This is a genomic window from Microbacterium sp. NPDC028030 (assembly GCF_040637855.1).
Classification (GTDB): Bacteria; Actinomycetota; Actinomycetes; order Actinomycetales; family Microbacteriaceae; genus Microbacterium.
This window is the reverse complement of the sequence record NZ_JBEZXF010000001.1, coordinates 1,463,596-1,483,693: the sequence shown is the minus strand read 5'-3', so window position 1 is coordinate 1,483,693 and position 20,098 is coordinate 1,463,596. Positions and strand designations below refer to the sequence as shown.

General features: G+C 70.2%; 17 protein-coding genes. 9 read left to right on the top strand and 8 right to left on the bottom strand.

What is annotated here, in order from left to right; genetic code table 11:
* Positions 1 to 9 precede the first annotated feature (9 nt).
* Positions 10 to 1,473: an MFS transporter gene (locus tag AB0E56_RS07310; RefSeq protein WP_359797832.1), complete on the bottom strand. Its 1,464-nt coding sequence runs from the start codon at positions 1,471 to 1,473 to the stop codon at positions 10 to 12.
* Positions 1,474 to 1,528: 55 nt separating this feature from the next.
* On the opposite strand from AB0E56_RS07310, the gene AB0E56_RS07305 reads away from it, so the two are divergent.
* Complete coding sequence (locus AB0E56_RS07305; RefSeq protein ID WP_359797831.1) at positions 1,529 to 2,596, top strand: low specificity L-threonine aldolase; 1,068 nt, start codon at positions 1,529 to 1,531, stop codon at positions 2,594 to 2,596.
* A 33-nt stretch (positions 2,597 to 2,629) separates the two neighbouring features.
* Here AB0E56_RS07305 and AB0E56_RS07300 read toward each other — a convergent pair whose 3' ends face one another.
* The 7 genes from AB0E56_RS07300 to AB0E56_RS07270 all read right to left on the bottom strand — a co-directional run bounded on the left by AB0E56_RS07300 (position 2,630) and on the right by AB0E56_RS07270 (position 9,991).
* Positions 2,630 to 3,352, bottom strand: coding sequence for an FCD domain-containing protein (locus tag AB0E56_RS07300; protein ID WP_359797829.1), 723 nt, complete (start codon positions 3,350 to 3,352; stop codon positions 2,630 to 2,632).
* A 14-nt stretch (positions 3,353 to 3,366) separates the two neighbouring features.
* Positions 3,367 to 4,809, bottom strand: coding sequence for an aldehyde dehydrogenase family protein (locus tag AB0E56_RS07295; RefSeq protein ID WP_359797827.1), 1,443 nt, complete (start codon positions 4,807 to 4,809; stop codon positions 3,367 to 3,369).
* Between the two features lies 1 nt (position 4,810).
* Positions 4,811 to 6,196 carry a glutamine synthetase family protein gene (locus AB0E56_RS07290; protein ID WP_359797825.1) on the bottom strand — a complete coding sequence of 462 codons (1,386 nt, stop codon included), beginning with the start codon at positions 6,194 to 6,196 and terminating at the stop codon, positions 4,811 to 4,813.
* Positions 6,181 to 6,945 carry a glucose 1-dehydrogenase gene (locus AB0E56_RS07285; protein WP_359797823.1) on the bottom strand — a complete coding sequence of 255 codons (765 nt, stop codon included), beginning with the start codon at positions 6,943 to 6,945 and terminating at the stop codon, positions 6,181 to 6,183. Before AB0E56_RS07285 ends, AB0E56_RS07290 begins: the two co-directional genes overlap by 16 nt.
* A 22-nt stretch (positions 6,946 to 6,967) precedes the next feature.
* The gene (locus AB0E56_RS07280) at positions 6,968 to 7,741 is read right to left on the bottom strand and encodes a gamma-glutamyl-gamma-aminobutyrate hydrolase family protein (RefSeq protein ID WP_359797822.1); all 774 of its coding nucleotides are present in this window, start codon (positions 7,739 to 7,741) and stop codon (positions 6,968 to 6,970) included.
* Positions 7,742 to 7,778: 37 nt separating this feature from the next.
* Entirely contained in the window at positions 7,779 to 9,263 is a 1,485-nt protein-coding gene (locus AB0E56_RS07275; RefSeq protein WP_359797820.1) for an APC family permease, read from the bottom strand.
* A gap of 122 nt (positions 9,264 to 9,385) precedes the next feature.
* Complete coding sequence (locus AB0E56_RS07270; protein WP_359797818.1) at positions 9,386 to 9,991, bottom strand: NUDIX hydrolase family protein; 606 nt, start codon at positions 9,989 to 9,991, stop codon at positions 9,386 to 9,388.
* A gap of 72 nt (positions 9,992 to 10,063) precedes the next feature.
* Between AB0E56_RS07270 and AB0E56_RS07265 the strand changes: the two genes are divergently transcribed.
* From AB0E56_RS07265 to AB0E56_RS07230, 8 genes are all read left to right on the top strand, one after another.
* On the top strand, positions 10,064 to 10,720 hold the full coding sequence (locus tag AB0E56_RS07265; RefSeq protein ID WP_359797816.1) for an alpha/beta fold hydrolase: 657 nt from the start codon (positions 10,064 to 10,066) through the stop codon (positions 10,718 to 10,720).
* 246 nt (positions 10,721 to 10,966) lie between these two features.
* Entirely contained in the window at positions 10,967 to 12,649 is a 1,683-nt protein-coding gene (locus AB0E56_RS07260) for an ATP-binding cassette domain-containing protein (RefSeq protein WP_359797814.1), read from the top strand.
* Between the two features lie 148 nt (positions 12,650 to 12,797).
* Positions 12,798 to 17,399 carry an ATP-dependent helicase gene (locus AB0E56_RS07255; RefSeq protein ID WP_359797813.1) on the top strand — a complete coding sequence of 1,534 codons (4,602 nt, stop codon included), beginning with the start codon at positions 12,798 to 12,800 and terminating at the stop codon, positions 17,397 to 17,399.
* A 43-nt stretch (positions 17,400 to 17,442) separates the two neighbouring features.
* Positions 17,443 to 17,691: a type II toxin-antitoxin system prevent-host-death family antitoxin gene (locus AB0E56_RS07250; RefSeq protein WP_359797812.1), complete on the top strand. Its 249-nt coding sequence runs from the start codon at positions 17,443 to 17,445 to the stop codon at positions 17,689 to 17,691.
* Entirely contained in the window at positions 17,688 to 17,954 is a 267-nt protein-coding gene (locus AB0E56_RS07245; RefSeq protein WP_359797811.1) for a Txe/YoeB family addiction module toxin, read from the top strand. The genes AB0E56_RS07250 and AB0E56_RS07245 overlap by 4 nt, the downstream gene beginning before the upstream one ends.
* Positions 17,955 to 17,973: 19 nt before the next feature.
* The gene (locus AB0E56_RS07240) at positions 17,974 to 18,810 is read left to right on the top strand and encodes an EI24 domain-containing protein (protein ID WP_359797809.1); all 837 of its coding nucleotides are present in this window, start codon (positions 17,974 to 17,976) and stop codon (positions 18,808 to 18,810) included.
* Positions 18,810 to 19,583 carry a DNA-formamidopyrimidine glycosylase family protein gene (locus AB0E56_RS07235; RefSeq protein ID WP_359797808.1) on the top strand — a complete coding sequence of 258 codons (774 nt, stop codon included), beginning with the start codon at positions 18,810 to 18,812 and terminating at the stop codon, positions 19,581 to 19,583. The genes AB0E56_RS07240 and AB0E56_RS07235 overlap by 1 nt, the downstream gene beginning before the upstream one ends.
* 80 nt (positions 19,584 to 19,663) lie before the next feature.
* Positions 19,664 to 20,071, top strand: coding sequence for a DapH/DapD/GlmU-related protein (locus AB0E56_RS07230; RefSeq protein WP_359797806.1), 408 nt, complete (start codon positions 19,664 to 19,666; stop codon positions 20,069 to 20,071).
* Positions 20,072 to 20,098 lie beyond the last annotated feature (27 nt).

The window sequence follows — 20,098 nt, the reverse complement described above, 5'->3', positions numbered from 1 at the left end:
GTCCGTCTCTCAGCGAGGCTCGGGGGGCATGCCAGGGACGACCGGCGGGGCGTCACTCCGTCGGACGCGGTCGGACGGAGATGACGACTCCTCTTCGACTCCTGCGCCGGGATCGCCGGTGCCGTCGCCCTCACTCGTCTCGCCGTGGTCGACGTCCTGCTCCGGCGCCTCGGCATAGAGCTCGGTGAGCTTGCGGTACGAACGTGTGAAGAACGCCAGCGTGGCGGCCACGACCATGATCAGTCCCGCGAACAGGCAGATGAGCGCGATGCCACGGGCTTCGCCTTCGCCGAGCAGCCAGCCCCACTGCTGCCGCCCCGCGGAGGTGTTCATGTACGGGATGACCAGGAACTCGGCGATGGGAGCGATCAGGAATGCCGTGATCGGGGCCGCCGCCGCCTCCATCGCCGCAGCCACACCGAACACACGACCCTGCCGTTCGAACGGCACGACCTTCTGGATCACCGTCTGCTCCGCGGCCTCGACCGGAGGCACGAGCGCCATGTAGATCCACATGCCCACCACGTACAGCGGCCACCACTCGCGCAGCATGAACACAGACCCCAGCAGCCCCATCGCGATGACGACGAGCAGCATCGTGCGCATGGGCTTGGGCCCGAGGCCGAACTTCGCCACGAGACCGCCGCCGATCAGGAAGCCCGTCGAGGCGAAGGCCAGCGCGAAACCCCAGGTCTGCGCATCGAAGAGCGTCAGCCCGTAGGGGTCCATGAGCGCCATGTAGACGCCGCCGATGAGGTTGTTGAACGTCGAGAAGATGATCAGCGCGAACAGGCCTGGCGCGAGCCGGATGGCCCGGACGCTGCCCCGGAAGTCGAGGGCGCTCGACGCATCGGGATCGGGCTGCGGCGTCCCCTCGGGGATGCGGATGAACAGCAGGTGCGCGAACGTCAGCGCCATGGCGGCGATCGCGATCGCGAGCGTCCATCCCATCCCCAGGAAGCCGATCGAGAGCCCGGAGAACACGCTCGTGACGAGGAAGGCGATGCCCTGCACGGTGCCCACCAGGCCGTTGGCGTTCGCGCGCTTCTCTTCGGGGATGAGCAGCGTGACGGTCGTGGACAGCGCGATGTTGCGCAGCTGCTCGATCACTCCGCCGAAGAGGATCACGCCGGAGAACACCCAGAACCAGGGGCCGCCCAGATCGAGCAGAGCCGCTTCGGGCTGCCACAGGTACAGCACGCCGGCGACGAGGAAGGCGATGGCCGAGATGACGCTCGAGATCACCATGACGGTGTGCTTGCGATTGCGGTCGACGATCGTGCCGAAGGCCATGGCGAAGAACGCGACGAACAGCATGTAGGCGCCGCCGATGACCCCCGTCGCCAACACGGACTGCGTCTCGATGTACACCCAGAACGTGAGGGCGAACCAGAGGAAGCTCGTCGTCACGTTCGCGATGAGCGTGTTGACGAGGACGTTGCCGAAAGCCCTCTTCGCTGCGGTGCGCTCCATGGGTTCGAGGGTAGGGCGGGCCGGGGACATCCGGTAGGGCAATTAGGCTGGGGAGGTGAGCATCCAGCATGACCCCGCGATCCGCGGCTTCGCCAGCGACAACTATTCCGGCATCCACCCCGAGGTCCTCGCGGCCATCGCCGCCGCGAACGGCGGGCACCAGAGCGCGTACGGCGAGGATGCCTACACCGTGCGTCTGCAGGAGGTCTTCCGGGCGCACTTCGGCGACGACGTCGAGGCGTTCCCCGTCTTCAACGGCACGGGTGCGAACGTGACCGGCCTGCAATCGATGCTGCCGCGCTGGGGCGCGGTCATCGCGGCGTCCACCGCGCACATCAACGTCGACGAGGCGGCCGCGCCCGAGAAGATCGGCGGGTTCAAGCTGCTCACCGTCCCCACCGACGACGGCAAGCTCACCCCCGAGCTCATCGACCGGGAGGCGTGGGGCTGGGGCGACGAGCATCGCGCCCAGCCGCTCGTGGTCTCGATCACCCAGTCCACCGAACTCGGCACCCTGTACACCGCCGAGGAGATCCGCGCGATCGCCGACCATGCGCACGAGCGCGGCATGAAACTGCACCTCGACGGCGCGCGTCTGTCGAACGCGGCCGCCGCCCTCGACCTGCCGCTTCGGGCGTTCACCCGCGATGCCGGTGTCGATGTGCTGACGTACGGCGGGACCAAGAACGGCGCCATGCTCGGCGAGGCGATCGTCGTGCTGAACCCCGGAGCCGCAGACGGCCTGAAGTTCTCGCGCAAGTTCAACATGCAGCTCTCGTCGAAGATGCGGTTCGTGTCGGCACAGCTGATCGCGCTGCTCGAGGGCGACCTGTGGCTGCGCAACGCCCGGCACGCGAACGCCATGGCGGCACGACTGCGCTCGGAGATCGAGGACGGCATCGCCGACGGATCGATCCGCGGCGTCGAGTTCACCCAGCCCACGCAGTCCAACGGCGTCTTCGCGACGCTGCCGGAAGGCGTCGCCGACAAGCTCCGCGACGTGTTCCGCTTCTACGACTGGGATGCCGCCCGCCGCGAGGTGCGCTGGATGTGCGGGTTCGACACGGAGGAGTCCGACGTCGACGCGTTCGTGGCCGAGCTCTCCCGCCTCACCACCGCCTGAGCGCGCATCACCGCCTGAGCTCCGACCAGACGGTCAGGACTCCACGACGCGGGTGAACTCCTCGCGCGTGGTGTGCAGGTGCGCGCGCATCGCGGCATCCGCGGCCTCGGCGTCGCCGCGGCGGACCGCATCGAGGATCTGCTCGTGCGCGTGCCAGCTCGACTCCTTCACGAAGTCGAAGCTCATGAGGTCGACCGGCTCGAACATCCGCACCCTCGCCTCCTCGACCGCATCCCGCACGAACGAGTTGCCCGACGCCTCGGCGAGCGCGATGTGGAAATCGGTGTCGGCGATGCGCGACTCCGCCTTCGTGACCGCGTCCGCGAGGTCGCGCTGCGCCTGCGCCATGGCCTCGAGGTCGGCGTCGCTGCGGCGCGTCGCGGCCAACGCCGCCCCTCCGGACTCGACGATCGCACGGAACTCGGTGAGCTCCCCGATCTCGGCCGACCGGGTGCGCACCTCTTCGCGGATGAGTCTCGGGTCGAGCGCGGCATCCTGCACGAACGCCCCACCGGACGCCCCGCGCGAGATCACGATCTGACCGCTCCCCTCGAGGATGCGCAGCGCCTGCCGCAGCGTCTCGCGCGAGACCCCGAGCTGCTCGGCGAGCTTCCGCTCCGGGGGGAGGCGGTCACCCGGTCGGATGCGACCGAGCGCCATCTCGCGGCGGAGGAACCCGGCGACGGCCTGGTACCCGGACACGGGCTGGAGCACGGCACGGGAGAAGTCGTGCGGCGCGTCGTCACGCTCGCTCATCCGTGCTCCTCCGATCACAGGGGAAGTCCGGGGCGGTCCCGCCCCACGACCTGCTTCCCCACGAAGAAGTCAAGCACATCGGCGTCGCCGTGCCCGCCAAGGCCGCTCGCCCCGAAGAAGCTCTGCGCCGAGTCGGGTGCCATGTCGAGCACACTCGTGCCGTTGACCTTGACCTCGCCGGCGATGAGCCTCTCGCCCAGTGCCGCAGCGGCCGGTTCATCGGCACCGAACACGTAGCCGGCGAGTCCGACCTGACCGGTGTTCGCGAGGGCGACAGCCTCGTCCTCGTCGGCGTATCCGCCCACGAGGAGCATCGGCCCGAAGACCTCGTCCGGGAGACCGGGCCCGTCGAGCACCGCCACGGTGGGCTCGAAGAACCATCCCTGCGCCGGCACCTGCGACACCTGCAGCACCTCGGCACCGGCAGCGGCCAGACGCTCGCGCTGCGCGACCAGCTCGTCCCTGCGCGCGGCGAAGGCCACGGGGCCGACCTCTGTCGCCTCGTCGAGGCTCGACCCGATCGCGCGTCGTCCGAACTCGGCGATCAGGCGTCCCGCGAGCTCGTCGCGGCGCTCGCGGTCGACGAGCACCCGGCGCGGCGCCTCGCACCACTGGCCGGAGAGCTTGAGGACGCCGTCTGCCAGCGACGACGCCGCCTGATCCAGGTCGGCGTCCGCACGGACGATCGCGGCGTTGTTCGACCCCAGTTCCAACTGCAGGCGGGCGAAGCGGGGGGCGGCCGTCGCGGCGATGGCGCGACCGGTCGGCGTCGAGCCCGTCATCGAGATGGCCGCGATCCGCTCGTCCGCCACGAGGGCGCGACCGACTCCGCCGCTGCCCTGCACGAGGCCGACCACGCCGTCGGGGATGCCGGCCTCGTGCACACCCTCCAGCAGCAGCTGTGCGCTCCACGGCGAGAACGATGAGGGCTTGAGCACGACGGCGGCTCCTGCGGCGAGCGCGAACGCCGTCTTCTTCACGGCCATCGCGCTCGGGGCGTTCCACGGCAGGATCAGGGCCGTCGGGCCCCACGGCACTCGACGAACATGCACACCGCCCTGATCGGACGGCAGCTCGCGCACATCGCCGACCTCGACCGCCCGCCGCGCCGCGTCTCGCAGCGTCGCACCGTTCGCCCCGCCGAAGAGCCGGGTGACCGCGATCGGCACGCCGCTGTTGAGGGCGTCGAGGTGTGCGATCTCCTCGGCGCGCTCGTCGAGCCAGTCGGCGAGGGCCATGAGCTTCTCGGCCCTGCGCTCCGGAGCGAGTCCGCGCCACCGTGCGTCGTCGTGCGCCTCCTGTGCGGCCGCCACCGCACGATCGACCTGGTCGAGCGAGCTCGACGCCGAAGCCGCGAGCGCCTCGCCGGTGTTGGGGTCGTGCAGCCACGTGCCGTCGCTCTCCGGACTCTCCTCGGCGACGCCGCCGATCCAGGTGCGCAGGGCGGGATAGGTCATGTCAGATCCGATCGAAGTAGCGGTGCAGGTCCCAGTCCGTGACGCGAGACATGAACGTGGTCCACTCGTGGTCGAGGAGCACCTGTTGGTGCGAGATGAGTTCGGGGGCCAGCAGGTCCCGCACGAGCGGGCTCTCGCCGAACAGGATGCTCGCCCGCCGAGGATCCGTCGGCATGGCGTCGTCGCCGGGGAGGTCGTAGGCGCTGCCGACCACGGCGTCGCCGAGCACGGTCTCCTTCTCCATGCCGTCGCGGGCCGAGGCGAGGACTCCGGTGAGGGTGAGGTACGGGTTCGTGTCGGCGCCGGGCAGGCGGAACTCGAAGCGCAGCGCCTTCGCGGAATGCCCGACCACACGCACGGTCGTCGTGCGGTTGTCGAACCCCCAGGTCTGTCCGCTCCCCGCCACGTCGGACGAGTTGCTGCGTCGATAGGAGTTGACCGTCGGCGCGTACCAGGCCATCAGCGCGGGTGCGTGCTCCAGGGCTCCGGCGATCGCCGACCGCATCCGTGCACTGAGGTGATCCGGTGCCGACTCGTCCCAGAACACCGCGGTGCCATCGTCGTCGACGAACGACACGTGCACGTGGCAGGAGGATCCGGGCTGGTCGTTGAGAGGCCGGGCCATGAACGTCGCCGACATGCCGGCGCGCGCCGCGGTGTCGCGCACCGCCAGCTTGTAGAGCGCGTGCCGATCGGCCATCTCCAGCGGGTCGCCGTACTCGAAGGTCATCTCCCACTGCCCGAGTCCCCATTCGCTCTGCGCGGCCTCGACGAGGATGCCGCTCGCGCGGAGGTCGGAGCGCAGCTTCTGGAAGAACGGCTCGTAGAGGTTGCCCTCGTGGATCATGAAGTCCGACGGCGTGAGAGTCGTCGGGTCGAGGTCGCGGAAGCCGGAGCGCCGCAGCTCCCGGGGGTCGTTGCGGAAAAGGTAGAACTCCAGCTCGGTGCCCGCGAGCGGGGTGAGGCCCATCCCCCTGATCCGCGCCAGCTCCTGCTTCAGGATCACGCGAGGCGAGATGGGCATCGGCTCGTGCGTGTGCACGTCGACCGGGTCGGCGAGGCAGATCGCCACACCCTCGAGCCAGGCCGCAGGTCGCAGCGTCTCGAGGTCGGGGATCAGGGTGACGTCCGGCACGCCGTTGTGCATGCCGCACAGCGCGAACCTGTTCGCATCGATCAGCTCGAGTCCCTGGTCGATGTCCCACGCCCAGGCGCACGTGCAGATGTCGACGCCGTTCTCGACCACGCGGCCGAAGCCTTCGACCGGGATGCGACGGCCGACCAGCCGGCCCTGCATGTCGGGCGTGGCCACGATGACCGTGCGGATGCCGGCGGCCTCCAACTCGTCGGGCGCGAGGCGCACATCGTCGATCATCGCGTCAGCCACCCTCCGTCGACGGGGAGCTGGATGCCGTCGATCCAGGACGCCTCGTCGCTGAGCAGCCAGGATACGGCGGCGGCGATGTCGGACGGCAGGCCCACGCGCGGCACGAGCAGCCGCTGCTTCATGAACTCCAGCGCCTCGTCGCTCGTGACGCTCTCGTAGTCGAAGAAGTCGGTGGCGATGGGGCCGGGGGCGACGCAGTTCACCCGGATGCCCTTCGCCGCGAGCTCCACCGCGAGGGCCTTGGTGAGCATGGGGACGCCGCCCTTGCTGGCGTTGTAGTGCGGCTGAGCAGTGCCGGTGCTCGTCACCACGACCAGTGCCTCGACGGTCGACAGGTTCACGATCGCGCCTCCGCCGGACTCGGCGATGAGCGGCGCGACCTCCTGCGCGACGAGGAACTGCCCCTTGAGGTTGATGTCGAAGACGAAGTCCCAGGCCTCCTCCGTGAGGGTCTCGAACGAGTGCTCCGTGACGACTCCGGCGTTGTTGACGAGCAGGTGCAGCGAGCCCCACGTCTGGCGGGCGAGGTCGACCGCCGCCCGGATCTGCTCCCGCGAGCGCACGTCGACCACGGCCGAGATCGCGCTGCCCCCTGTCGCCTCGATCAGGCGCACGGTCTCGGCCGCCCCCTCGGCGGAGACGTCGGTGACGAGGACGCGCGCACCCTCGCTCGCGAGACGGAGCGCCGTCTCGCGTCCGATCCCGGAGCCCGCTCCGGTGAGGAAGGCGTTCTTCTCTGCGTGTCGCATTTCTTCTCCTGTTCTGCGTCGCCTAGGCGACGTTCTGCGTCTGGGAAGCGGCGCCGTGCGCCGCATATGCCTGTGCCTGATCGACCAGCCACCCGAAGATCGGGTCGCCGTCGAACGTCTCGGGATGCCACTGCACCCCGACCACCGGGTGCCCCTCGAGCTCGATGGCCTCGACCACGCCGTCCGGCGCCCAGCCGGTCACGATCACGCCGTGCCCCGGCACGTCGACCGCTTGATGGTGGAACGAGTTGACGCGTGTGCTCTCGCCGTAGAGCGCGTGTGCCACGCTGCCGGCGGAGAGCCTCACCTCGTGCACGCGGTGCGCGCGGGGGTAGGCGTAGGAGCCGTGCGACTCCCCCTCGCCCGGAGCGAGATGCTGGCGCAGCGTGCCACCGCGGACGACGTTGAGCAGCTGCGCGCCGCGGCACACACCGAGGAGCGGGAGACCACCCTCGATCGCGGCCTCGATCAGCCCGGCCTCGAACGCGTCGCGCTGCGGATCGACCAGCGGGGTGAACGGACCGGGGACCTGCCCGTACAGGCGGGGGTCGACGTCGTCACCTCCGACGATGACGACGCCGTCGAGTCGTTCGACGAGCTCGGCCGGTTCGGCGTCCATCGGCAGATGCACGGGGAGGCCGCCGGCGCGGAGCACCGAGGTCGCGTACTCGCTGAGATACGCCTCGAGCGGTGCGTCGGCGAAACCGTGCGGTGCGCCGATCGCGGCGCCGCGCAGGCGTCGTCCGGAGACGCCGATCAGGGGTCGGGGCAGGGCGGGGGTGCTGATGATGTCCATCCTTCGAGTGCGAGCGTGCGGAGCGGCGGTTGCGAGGTCAGGCGTTCTCGTCGAAGCGGCGCACGATCTGGGCGTACGCCTCTGGCACCTTCACGCGCATGATCGCGGCCTGCACGAGCCCGATCACCGGGGCGATCACCACGACGGCGACGAGCGTGATGCTGATCGGTCCCCAGGCTGGATTGCCGTCCGCATCGACGTCGCTCACCAGCAGCGGGAAGTTGGCGGCGATCAGCACGGCAGAGACCGCGAGCCCGACGAATCCGAGGACGGGGGCGATGACCGTGTGCCAGGGGCTTCGCAGCGCCCTCGTGCGGGCGAAGTACACGACCACGGCGAGGCAGGTCACCGCCATCAGGATCACGATGGCCAGGGTGCCGATGCCCGCGAACCAGGAGAAGATGTTCTCCGGCGCGAAGCCGATCAGGGCGAGCACGATGATCGCGATGCCGGAGGTCGCCACCTGCACGATCGATGCGACGTGCGGCGAGCCGTGACGGCCGTGCACCGCCCCGACCCGGTCGGGCAGCAGACGCGCATTGGCCATCGAGTGGTGGTAGCGGGTCAGCACGTTGTGCAGCGACAGGACCGCGGCGAACATGCTCCCGAGGAACAGCACCGCGACGGCGATCGACCCGATCGGTCCGAGGTACTGCTCGGTGACGCGGGTGATCAGGGTGGTCGGGTCGGCGGCGGCCTCGTCGATCACCGCACCCTCCCCGACCCCGACCACGATGGCCCACGCGGCGAAGGCGTAGAACACGCCGATCACGATGGCCGAGGCGTAGGTGGCGCGAGGGATCGTGCGCTCCGGGTCGCGCACTTCGTCGCGATACACGACCGTCGACTCGAACCCGATGAAACTCGCGATCGCGAACATGAGCCCCAGCGCCGGGGCACCGGAGAGCACGTTCTGCAACAGGAACGAGCCGAAGGTCACGCCGTCGGCCCCGCCGGTGAGGAGGATCACCACGCCCAGCAGCACCACGATGCCGATCTCGGCGAGCAGCACCACCACGAGCACGCGTGAGCTGAGCTCGATCTGCCGGTAGCCGAGGGCGCCGACGAGCGCGACCGAGGCGAGTGTGAGCAGCCACCACGGGATCTCCGGTCCCCCGAGGAGGACGATGCTGGAGCTGATGGTCGCACCGAGGTACGAGAACACCGCGATCTGGACGGTCGTGTAGCAGACCAGCGCCAGGTACGCCGTGGCCAGACCGGGTGTACGGCCGAGCCCGTGGGTGGCGAACACGAAGAAGGATCCCGCTTTGGGGAGGTAGCGGCTCATCGCCGTGAGGCCCACCGAGAAGAGCAGCAGGATCACGGTGGCCACGAGGAACATGACCGGGAACCCGATGCCGTTGCCCACGAGGTAGCCGATGGGGACGAGTCCCCCGACGACCGTGAGCGGTGCCGCGGCCGCGATCACCATGAAGGTGACGGAGACCGCTCCGAGGTTCCCGCGGAGACTGCGCTCCGTTGGTTGTTCCGTGCCACGAGACGTCGTTGTCGAAGCATCCATGTCAAGCATCCTTTTGCCGATTGGACTAATGGTCTACTTTCTAGCCCATTAGATTCGACGGCGCAAGGGTCGACGGTGAGATCGGCACGACGGACCCCCGCGGAGGCGCGGAGGAGGGGGTGTCAGCGGAGGAGACCGAGGCTGGCGAGAGCCTGACGGATGAGGGTGCCCCTGCCGTTCTCCATCTCGGCGGCGACGGCATCCGACCCCGCGGCCTCCGGCGAGAACCAGGTGACCTCCAACGCATCCTGACGCGGTTCGCACGTGCCGGTGACCGGGACGACGAAGGCCAGCGACACGGCGTGCTGCCTGTCGTCGTGGAAAGCGCTCACGCCCGGGATCGGGAAGTACTCCGCCACCGTGAAGGGCAGCGGCTGCGGCGGCAGCAGCGGGAAGGCCATCGGCCCGAGGTCGTTCTCGACGTGACGGAACAGCGCATCGCGGATCGTCTCGCCGAACCGGACGCGTCCGGACACGATCGTGCGGGTCATCTCACCCATCGGCGTGGAGCGCAGCAGGATGCCGATCTCGGTCACCTGCCCCAAGCCGTCGGTGCGCACCGGGATCGCCTCGACATAGAGCATGGGCAGTCGGCGCCGCGCCTCTTCGAGCTCGAACTCGCTCAGCCAACCGGGGTTCGCATCCGGAACGGGCGGGTTCGCATCCCGGAAGCCTCCGAGACCGTCGTCTTCGGGCTCCGGCTCGGGATCAGGTGTGCGGACCGCCATGTGTCCTTTCTACCAGCCGCCTCCCCCGATCGACACCGGCAGCACGTCGGCACCCCCTGGCAGGATGGCGGTGTGAGCGAGAACCTGACGATCGACGACAGCGCGACCCGGTGGTCGCACCTCGAGCGCGAGCGGATGCCGCTGCTCGTGCTGCTGCACGGGTACGGCGCGGACGAACACGATCTCTTCGGACTCGTCCCTCACCTCCCGAAGGACATCGCCGTCGCATCCGTCGCGGCTCCCCTCGCTCCGCCGTGGCCCATGCCTGGGCGCTCCTGGTACGCGATCGAGGGGCTCGACGGTCGCAGCCCCGAGGCGGTGACCGTCGCGGCCGAGGCGTTCCTGCGCTGGCTCGACGACGTCGCACGGGATGCCCCTTCGGTCGCACTGCTCGGGTTCTCGCAGGGCGCCGCCGTGTCGCTGCAGGCCCTGCGCCTGGCACCCGACCACTTCGGCGCGGTGGTCGCCCTGAGCGGATACGCCGCGTCGGGCGAGCTTCCGGGCGACGAGACCCTGGCCGAGCTGCGCCCGCCGGTCTTCTGGGGCCGCGGCACGCACGACGATGTCATCCCGCCCGCACTCGTCGATCACACGGCGCAGTGGCTGCCCGCGCACTCCGACCTGTCCGGCCGGGTGTACACGGGGCTCACGCACAGCATCTCCGAGGAGGAGCTCGCCGACGTGCACCGCTTCCTCACGAAGTGGATCGAGGGGATCGCCAAGGAGTAGCTCAGCGCGGATGTCCGACACGCCCGGGTTGCGCAACAGCGACACGCCCGGGTATCGTCGGGGAGTCCTGTCCGCCGTGTCTGGAAGTCCTTTGATCTGATCCGTCGCCTCCGCGCTCCTCTTTCCGCGCGCTGACCCGACGATCGCCGACTCCACGGCAGACCCTCTCCTCCGCACTCCGTGATGTCTACACGGCCCGGCAGGGGCTCGGTGTCAGTGCACCCTCGCACTCGACAGGAGACACTCATGTCAACCCCCACCACCCTTCACGCGTCGGTCGTCCTCGACCGGCTCACCTTCACCTGGCCGGACGGATCTGTCGCTCTCGACGGCATCTCCGGCGCGTTCGGCTCCGGCCGCACGGGCCTCGTCGGTCGCAACGGCGCCGGCAAGTCGACGCTGCTCCGTCTGATGGCCGGCCAGCTCGTTCCGACCTCGGGCACCGTCACCCCCTCGGGCGAGGTCGCGTACCTCCCGCAGCAGCTCACCCTCGACGTCGACCGCCGCGTCGCCGAACTCCTCGGCGTGTCCGCAGCGCTCGACGCCGTGCGGGCGATCACCGCGGGCGACGTCGATCCCGCGCACTTCGATGCGGTCGGCGACGACTGGGACATCGAGGCACGCGCCGAGGCCTCGCTGGCGGAGGCCGGGCTCGCCCCGGAGTTCCTCGACCGCAGGGTCGGAGAGCTGTCCGGCGGTGAGGCGGTGCTCGTCGCGATCGCCGGCATCCGTCTGCGCCGCGCGCCGATCACGCTCCTCGACGAACCGACCAACAACCTCGACCGGGATGCCAGGGCGAAGCTCGCGGCGATGGTGCGCGCCTGGAAGGGAACGCTCATCGTCGTCAGCCACGACCTGTCGCTGCTCGAACTGATGGATGACACCGCAGAGCTCTACGCCCAGACGCTGAGCGTGTTCGGCGGTCCGTATTCCGAGTGGCGGGCGTGGCTGGATACGGAGCAGGATGCCGCGAAGCAGGCCGAGGTCGCCGCCGCCCAGGCCCTCCGCAAGGAGAAGCGCCAGCGGATCGAGGCAGAGGTCAAGCTCGCTCATCGCGCTCGCACGGCGAAGAAGGCCGAGATCGAGAAGCGGGTGCCGAAGATCATCGCGCACGGCCGGAAGATGGCCGCCGAGGTGTCTGCCGGCAAGCTCCGCACCGAGGTCGGCGCGAAGGAGGACGCGGCGCGTTCGATGCTCGACGAGGCCGGTCGGCGCGTGCGGTCCGACAGCTCGATGAAGATCGAGCTGCCCGATCCGCAGGTCTCACGCACCCGCCGCATCGCCGAGATCGGCGATGACGAGCGGGCGTGGGTCATCCAGGGGCCGGAGCGCGTCGCCCTGATCGGGCGGAACGGCGCGGGGAAGACCACGCTGGTGGAGCGGTTGGTCGCCAGCGGTGTGCGCGACCAAGGAGACCCGTCCGGACTCACCTTGCGATCCACATCGGAAGAGGATCCTGGCGCGGAAGTCCTGAGTCCGGAACGGCCGACGCTGCGTGCCGAGGCCCTCACCGATCAGATCGGCTACCTGCCGCAGCGGGTCGACGGCCTCGACGAGGAGCGGTCGGTATTCGAGAACATCGCGGCCGCGGCCCCACAGGTGCCGGAGAAGGAGCTGCGCAACCGCCTCGCCCGGTTCCTGATCCGCGGCGCGACGGCCGAGAGACCGGTCGCCGCGCTGTCCGGCGGCGAGCGGTTCCGTGTGGCGTTGGCGAAGCTCCTGCTCACCGACCCCGCCCCGCATCTCGTGGTGCTGGACGAGCCGACGAACAACCTCGACCTCGACACGGTCGACCAGCTCGTCGAAGCGCTCCGCGCCTACCGGGGCGCCGTGCTGATCGTCAGCCACGACGACGCGTTCCTCGCGCGGCTCGACCTCGACCTCACGCTCGAGATCGACGAGGAGGGCGCCGTGCGCGAAGTCGTCTGACGGCCCGGCCGCGATGCACGTCACGCCTGCACGACCGAAACACGCCTGCACGACCGGATGCCCCTTCGGCTCGTGCAGGCGTGACCTCGTCGTGCAGGCGTGACCCCGTCATGGCCCCGATGTCGGTGGCGTCGACTTAGATGGAGGGGTGAGCGACGTGCTCGACCGTTTCACCCCCGCCACGCAAGACTGGTTCCGGGGGGCGTTCCCCGCGCCCACCGCCGCCCAGGCCGGGGCATGGGATGCCATCTCGGCGGGCAAGCACGCGCTCGTGGTCGCGCCCACCGGCTCGGGCAAGACCCTGTCCGCGTTCCTCTGGGCGATCGACAGCGTGTTCCGCGAGCGCATGGACGAGGCGGCCCCTCCGGCGAAGGGCGATCCGCGCACGCGCATCCTCTACATCTCGCCGCTGAAGGCCCTGGGCGTCGACGTGGAGCGCAACCTCCGTTCCCCCCTGATCGGCATCGGTCAGTCGGCCAGGCGCCTGGGTGTGCCGGCGCCGGCGGTCACCGTCGGGGTGCGGTCGGGCGACACCACGTCGAGCGATCGACGCAAGCTGGTGTCCGATCCGCCCGACATCCTCATCACGACCCCCGAGTCGCTCTACCTCATGCTCACGAGCCGTGCGGGCGAGACCCTGCGCGGCGTGCACACCGTGATCATCGACGAGGTGCACGCGGTCGCGGCGACCAAGCGCGGCGCCCACCTCGCCGTGAGCCTGGAGCGTCTCGACGCCCTCCGCCGCGCGAACGGCATCGAGGTGCCAGCGCAGCGGATCGGCCTTTCGGCGACGGTCCGCCCCATCGACGAGGTGGCCCGGTTCCTCGGCGGCGCGGCGCCGGTCGAGATCGTGGCGCCGCCGGCATCGAAGACGTTCGAGCTCGGTGTCGTCGTGCCCATGGACGACATGACCAATCCGCCGCCGCCTCCCGGCGTCCCCGGCGAGGCGGCAGATGCCGAGTACAGCGAGGTCACCGGTTCGGTCTGGCCGCATGTGGAGGAGGCGATCGTCGACCGCATCCTGCAGAACAACTCGACCATCGTGTTCGCGAACTCCCGCCGCCTGGCTGAGCGCCTCACGGGGCGCCTGAACGAGATCTACTCCGAGCGCATCGGCGTCGAGCTTCCGGCAGCGACCGTGCCTGCGGCCATGATGGCGCAGGCGGGAGCGACCGCAGGCGCCGACCCCGTGCTGGCCAAGGCCCACCACGGCTCGGTGTCGAAGGAGCAGCGCGCCCAGGTCGAAGAGGAGCTGAAATCAGGGGTGCTGCGCTGCGTGGTCGCGACGAGCAGCCTCGAACTCGGCATCGACATGGGCGCCGTCGACCTCGTCATCCAGGTCGAGGCTCCCCCCTCGGCCGCCTCCGGCCTGCAGCGTGTGGGCCGCGCCGGCCACCAGGTGGGCGAGATCAGTCGGGCCGCCCTGTTCCCCAAGCACCGCGGAGATGTGCTGCACACCGCGATCGTGACGGAGCGGATGCTGGCGGGCAAGATCGAGGCCATCCAGGTGCCGCGCAATCCGCTCGACATCCTGGCACAGCAGACGGTCGCCGCGAGCGCCCTCGGCGCCATCAGCGTCGAGGAGTGGTTCGAGACCGTGCGCCGTTCCGCCCCCTTCCAGTCACTTCCGCGATCGGCCTACGAGGCGACTCTCGATCTGCTGGCGGGCCGCTTCCCCTCCGACGAGTTCGCCGAGCTGCGGCCACGACTGGTGTGGGACCGCGATGCCGGCACTCTCACCGGGCGCCCCGGCGCGCAGCGCATCGCGGTCACCAGTGGGGGCACGATCCCCGACCGAGGACTGTTCGGCGTCTTCGTCGCGGGCGAGTCGACGGGCGCACGGGTGGGCGAGCTCGACGAGGAGATGGTCTACGAATCCCGGGTGGGCGACGTGTTCACCCTCGGCACCACGAGTTGGCGCATCGCCGAGATCACCCATGACCGCGTCAATGTGATCCCCGCATACGGCCAGCCGGGAAAGGTGCCGTTCTGGCATGGCGACGGCATCGGGCGTCCGTTCGAGCTCGGCGAGGCGCTGGGGGCGTTCTCGCGGGAGGTCTCGTCCGCCGCCCCCGAAAAGGCGCAGCAGCGGCTCATCGACGCGGGCCTCGACGAGCAGGCGCGTGCGAATCTCATGGCGCACCTCTCCGAGCAGCGCGAGGCGACGGGCACGCTCCCCACCGACCGCACGCTCACAGTCGAGCGCGGCCGCGACGAGGTCGGCGACTGGCGTGTCATCCTTCATTCCCCGTACGGCATGAAGGTGCATGCGCCCTGGGCCCTCGCGATCAACGCCCGGGTGCGCGAACGGCTCGGCGTCGAGGGCTCGGCGGTCGCGAGCGACGACGGCATCATCGTGCGGATCCCGGATGCCGAGGCCGAACCTCCTGGTGCCGAACTGTTCGTGTTCGACCCCGAAGAGCTCGAGCATGTGGTCACCCAGGAGGTGGGCGGCTCCGCCCTGTTCGCCTCAAGGTTCCGGGAGTGCGCCGCACGCGCCCTGCTCATGCCGCGCATGAACCCGAACAAGCGCACCCCGCTCTGGCAGCAGCGACAGCGGTCGGCGCAACTCCTCGAGGTGGCCAGACGGCATCCGACGTTCCCCGTGATCCTCGAGACCCTGCGCGAGGTGCTGCAGGACGTCTACGATCTCCCGTCGCTGCGGAAGCTCGCGACCTCGATCGCCGACCGCCGCATCCGGCTGGTCGAGACGGAACCGGGCCAGCCCTCGCCCTACGCCCGCGACCTGCTGTTCGGCTACGTCGGCGCGTTCATGTACGAAGGGGACTCACCCCTCGCCGAGCGTCGGGCGGCCGCGCTGTCGGTCGACCCCGCGCTGCTCGGCGAACTCCTCGGCACCGTGGAGCTGCGTGAGCTGCTCGACCCCGACGTGATCGCCCAGTTCGAGCGCGAGGCCCAGCGCCTCGCCCCCGACCGTCGCGCCCGCGGCCTCGAAGGCGTCGCCGACCTCCTGCGCATGCTCGGGCCCCTCGACGCCGAAGAGGTCGCCCTGCGCCTCGACCCGGGGAGCCTCACCAGCGAGGCAGGCGAGACCGTCGAGGCGGCCACCGCCACCGCCCTGCTGGACGAGCTGGTGAGCGCGCGCCGCGCGATCCCCGTGACGATCGCCGGCGCGAACCGTGTCGCCGCGATCGAAGACGCTGGACGGTTGCGCGACGCGCTGGGCGTTGCGCTCCCAACCGGGATCCCCGTCGCTTTCCTCGAACCCGTCGCCGACCCGCTCGGCGACCTGGTGGCCCGCCACGCGCGCACGCACGGCCCGTTCACGACGGATGCCGTCGCCACGAGGTTCGGCCTCGGCGCCGCGGTGGCCCGGCACACCCTGCAGCGGCTGGAGACGACAGGGAGGCTCACGAGCGGCTACTTCCTGCCGGAGGCCGCAGGCAGCGGCGACGCGATCGAGTGGTGCGACTCCGAGGTGCTGCGTCGGCTTCGCATGCGCTCGCTCGCGGCCATCCGCGGCTCGGTCGAACCGGTCTCTCCCGAGGCGTACGCGCGCTTCCTCCCGGATTGGCAGCACATCGGCCGACCGCTCGAGGGCGTCGACGGGGTGCTCACCGTGATCGAGCAGTTCGCCGGCGTCCCGATCCCCGCGAGCGCGTGGGAGTCGCTCGTGCTGCCGTCCAGGGTGCGCGACTACTCCCCGGGGATGCTCGACGAGCTCACGGCCGCGGGCGAGGTCATCTGGTCCGGCCACGGCACCCTGCCGGGACGCGACGGCTGGGTCTCGCTGCATCCCGTCGACCTCGCGCCTTTCACCCTCCCCGAGCGCGACGCCGAGATCGCACCGGATTCGCTGGAGTCGCGGATCCTCATCGCGCTCGACGTCGGCGGCGCCTACTTCGCGAGTCAATTGAAGGAGATGGCCGCGGCCGAGAACGAGCAGTCCGTCCTCGAGGCGCTGTGGTCGCTCACGTGGTCGGGCTATGTCACCAACGACACGTTCGCGCCGATCCGCTCTCTGCTGGCCGGGGGTTCCCAAGCCCACAAGGTGAAGCGCAGGGCTCCGCGGGCCCGCACCTATCGGGGCATGTCGCTCACGGGCTCGACTCCCCGCCCCACGTCGATCGGCGGGCGCTGGTCGATGCTGCCCCCACTCGAAACCGACGCCGCGCGCCGAGCCACCGTCACCGCCGGCCTCCTGCTCGATCGCTACGGCGTGGTCACCCGCGGCGCCGTGCAGGCCGAGGGCGTTCCCGGTGGCTTCGCCCAGGCGTACCGCGTCCTCGCCGGGTTCGAAGAAGCAGGGCACTGCCGCCGCGGCTACGTGATCGAGAAGCTCGGTGCCGCGCAGTTCGCCGCCTCCGGCACGGTCGACCGGCTGCGAACCTACGCCGGGCTCGCCGATCCGCCGCCGCGCACGGCCGTGACGCTCGCCGCCACCGACCCCGCGAACCCCTACGGCGCCGCGCTCGGGTGGCCCAAGCTCGACGGCGTCTCGCATCGCCCTGGGCGCAAGGCGGGAGGACTGGTCGTGCTGGTCGACGGCACGCTCGTGCTCTCCCTCGAACGCGGCGGCCGCACCGTGCTGTCGTTCAGCGACGACGAAGAGGTGCTGCGCGCCGCCGCCGCCGACCTGGCCGCGACGGCACGCACCAGACGCCTCGACACCCTGACCGTCGAGAAGATCAACGGCGAGGGCGTGTACGGCACCCTGCTCGCCGTCGCCCTGCAGGAGGCCGGGTTCGTGGCCACTCCCCGCGGATACACCCTCCGCAAGGTCGTCTGAACCGTTCGAGTGGTACCATAAGTGGTACGAGAGAGGTGAGGAAATGGCCATCACAACCAGCGAAGCCCGCCGTGATCTCTTCGGCCTGATCGAGCGCGTGAACCTCGATCACTCCGAGATCGAGATCGTGTCCCGCCGCGGGTCCGCCGTTCTCATGTCGAAGTCGGAGTACGACTCGCTGATCGAGACCAGCCACCTTCTCCGCTCCCCGGCGAACGCGAACCGTCTGCTCGCCGCCCTCGCCGCGGCGCAGGCGGGCGAGGTCGCAGAACACCCACTCGACGAGGCATGACCGCGCGACTTCTCGTCTGGACCGCCGAGGGGCGGGAGGACTACGTCCACTGGCAGACCGAGGATCGTCGGACGCTGAAACGCATCAACCTCCTCCTCACCGACGTGATGCGCGACGACCCGTTCGAGGGGATCGGCAAGCCCGAACCGCTCAAACACGCTCTTGCCGGAGCCTGGTCTCGGCGCATCGATGAGACGAACCGACTGGTCTACACCGCCGACGACCATCAGGTCATCATCCTGCAGGCGCGCTACCACTACTGACGCACCTACGCTGGATGTCATGATCCGAGAGTTCGCCGCCGGCATCCGCACCCTGCTGCGCGGATTCGGACTGTGGCGCACCCGGCCGGGACTCATGGTGCTCGGTCTGATCCCCGCGATCATCGCCCTCGTCGTGCTCGCGGCCGCTCTCGTCCCGCTGGTGATCGGTCTGCCCACGGTGTCATCGTGGCTGACGCCGTTCGCCGAGGGATGGCTCGAGCCGTGGAAGGGCCTGCTGCGCGCCGCGGTCGGTTTCGTTGTCGTTGCCGCAGCCCTGGCGCTCGCCAGCGTCGTCTTCAGCGCCCTGACCCTGACGATCGGCGACCCGTTCTACCAGCGCATCTGGCGCGCGGTCGAGCTCGACCTCGGCGGAGCCCCGCCCGCCGACGGTGGCAGCTTCTGGACGACCCTCGGCGAGGGGCTGCGCCTGGTGCTGCTCGGCATCCTGATCGCGATCGGCGTCCTCCTGATCGGGCTCATCCCTGCTGTCGGCGGTTTCCTCGGGCCTGTCGCCGGAGTTGTCCTGACCGGGCGGCTGCTCGCGCGCGAGCTCACGGGACGCGCCTTCGACGCCCGCGACCTGAGTCCCTCCGACCGTGCCGCGCTGTTCTCCGGCAGCCGCGCACGCGTGCTCGGCTTCGGCGTTGCGACCCAGCTGTGCTTCCTGATACCGGGCGGAGCGGTCGCCATCATGCCGGCCGCGGTCGCCGGCAGCACGATGCTCGCGCGCGACATGCTCGCCCGCACCGCGATCACCGCATCCCCTCCCTCGCCCCACCCCGTGCCGCCGCACCTCGACTCGCCGCACCCGGTGTCGCCCCCGCCTCCGCCTGCCGCCGCCAGCGAGGGCTCCTGATGCCGGAGGGCGATACCGTCTTCCGCACCGCGCGGCGTCTCGACGAGGCGCTGGCCGGAGCCGAAGTCACCCGCTTCGACCTCCGCGTGCCGCGGTTCGCGACGCTCGACCTCACCGGGCAGCAGGTGCACGGGGTGGTGCCTCGCGGCAAGCATCTCCTCGCGCGCATCGGCGACAGCACGCTCCATTCGCATCTGCGCATGGACGGTGCATGGTTCCTCTATCGGCCGGGTGAGAAGTGGCGGCACCCGGCGTTCAAGGTCCGAGCGATCGTCGGCACGGACGAGCACGAAGCCGTGGGCGTCGACATCGCCGAGATCGAGGTCGGCCCCACCCGCGACGAGGATCAGCTCGTCGGGTACCTGGGGCCGGATCCGCTCGCGGACGACTGGGACGCGGCGGAGGCCATCCGACGACTCGGCGCCGACACCCGCAGCATCCACGTCGCTCTCCTTGATCAGCGCAACGTCGCAGGTTTCGGCAACGAGTATGCCGCAGAACTCCTGTTCCTCCGCGGAATCCTGCCGACACGCCCCGCGCCGGAGGTCGACGTGGCCGCCCTCCTCGACCTCGGAGTGCGCACCATCCGCGCCAACCGCGACCGTCGCCACCGGACCTTCACCGGCATCGATCGTCCTGGTCAGGGCACCTGGGTATACGGCCGCGCCGGACGCCCGTGCCGCCGCTGCGGAACCCTCATCCGCCGCGGTGAGCAGGGCGCGGATCCCACCCGGGAGCGCATCACGTTCTGGTGCCCGGTCTGCCAGCGCTGACCACATCCATCCGAGGGAATGAATCCGCCCCTGCCGTGGTTGTTGATATATCCGGAGAACTCCGGAGCACGGGAGGAATCGTGGGCAAGAACTACGTCGACATCGAGAACGACCAGGGCGCGACGCTGCGGTACCGCAAGCACGCGAACGGCCGAGGTCTCGTCGCGCACGGCGCGAAGGTGCATCCGAAGGCGCACATCGAAGCGGGTGCCTACATCGAACCGGGTGCGCGCGTCGGGGCCGGGGCGACCATCGCCCGCGGTGCCTGGGTCGACGAAGACGCCGTGATCGGCGAGGGTGCGTTCGTCGACGCGCACGCGCACATCGGTCAGGGAGCCGCGATCGGCGACCACGCCTACGTGGGTGTTCGCACCGACGTAGGCGCCGGAGCACGCATCGTCCGTGGCGCCAGGATCGGCGACGACGAGACGGTCGCCGCGGGCCTCACCATCGCCACCGACCAGAAGGGCCTCTGGCTCGCAGCCTGACCGCGCCTCGCGGCCAGAGCGGCCCGA

Bases quoted from the DNA above. Each gene is read 5' to 3' on its own strand.
- AB0E56_RS07310 (WP_359797832.1), bottom strand. From the start codon at position 1,473: ATGGAGCGCACCGCAGCGAAGAGGGCTTTCGGCAACGTCCTCGTCAAC.
- AB0E56_RS07300 (WP_359797829.1), bottom strand. From the start codon at position 3,352: ATGAGCGAGCGTGACGACGCGCCGCACGACTTCTCCCGTGCCGTGCTC.
- AB0E56_RS07295 (WP_359797827.1), bottom strand. From the start codon at position 4,809: ATGACCTATCCCGCCCTGCGCACCTGGATCGGCGGCGTCGCCGAGGAG.
- AB0E56_RS07285 (WP_359797823.1), bottom strand. From the start codon at position 6,945: ATGCGACACGCAGAGAAGAACGCCTTCCTCACCGGAGCGGGCTCCGGG.
- AB0E56_RS07280 (WP_359797822.1), bottom strand. From the start codon at position 7,741: ATGGACATCATCAGCACCCCCGCCCTGCCCCGACCCCTGATCGGCGTC.
- AB0E56_RS07275 (WP_359797820.1), bottom strand. From the start codon at position 9,263: ATGGATGCTTCGACAACGACGTCTCGTGGCACGGAACAACCAACGGAG.
- AB0E56_RS07270 (WP_359797818.1), bottom strand. From the start codon at position 9,991: ATGGCGGTCCGCACACCTGATCCCGAGCCGGAGCCCGAAGACGACGGT.
- AB0E56_RS07260 (WP_359797814.1), top strand. From the start codon at position 10,967: ATGTCAACCCCCACCACCCTTCACGCGTCGGTCGTCCTCGACCGGCTC.
- AB0E56_RS07250 (WP_359797812.1), top strand. From the start codon at position 17,443: ATGGCCATCACAACCAGCGAAGCCCGCCGTGATCTCTTCGGCCTGATC.
- AB0E56_RS07245 (WP_359797811.1), top strand. From the start codon at position 17,688: ATGACCGCGCGACTTCTCGTCTGGACCGCCGAGGGGCGGGAGGACTAC.
- AB0E56_RS07240 (WP_359797809.1), top strand. From the start codon at position 17,974: ATGATCCGAGAGTTCGCCGCCGGCATCCGCACCCTGCTGCGCGGATTC.
- AB0E56_RS07235 (WP_359797808.1), top strand. From the start codon at position 18,810: ATGCCGGAGGGCGATACCGTCTTCCGCACCGCGCGGCGTCTCGACGAG.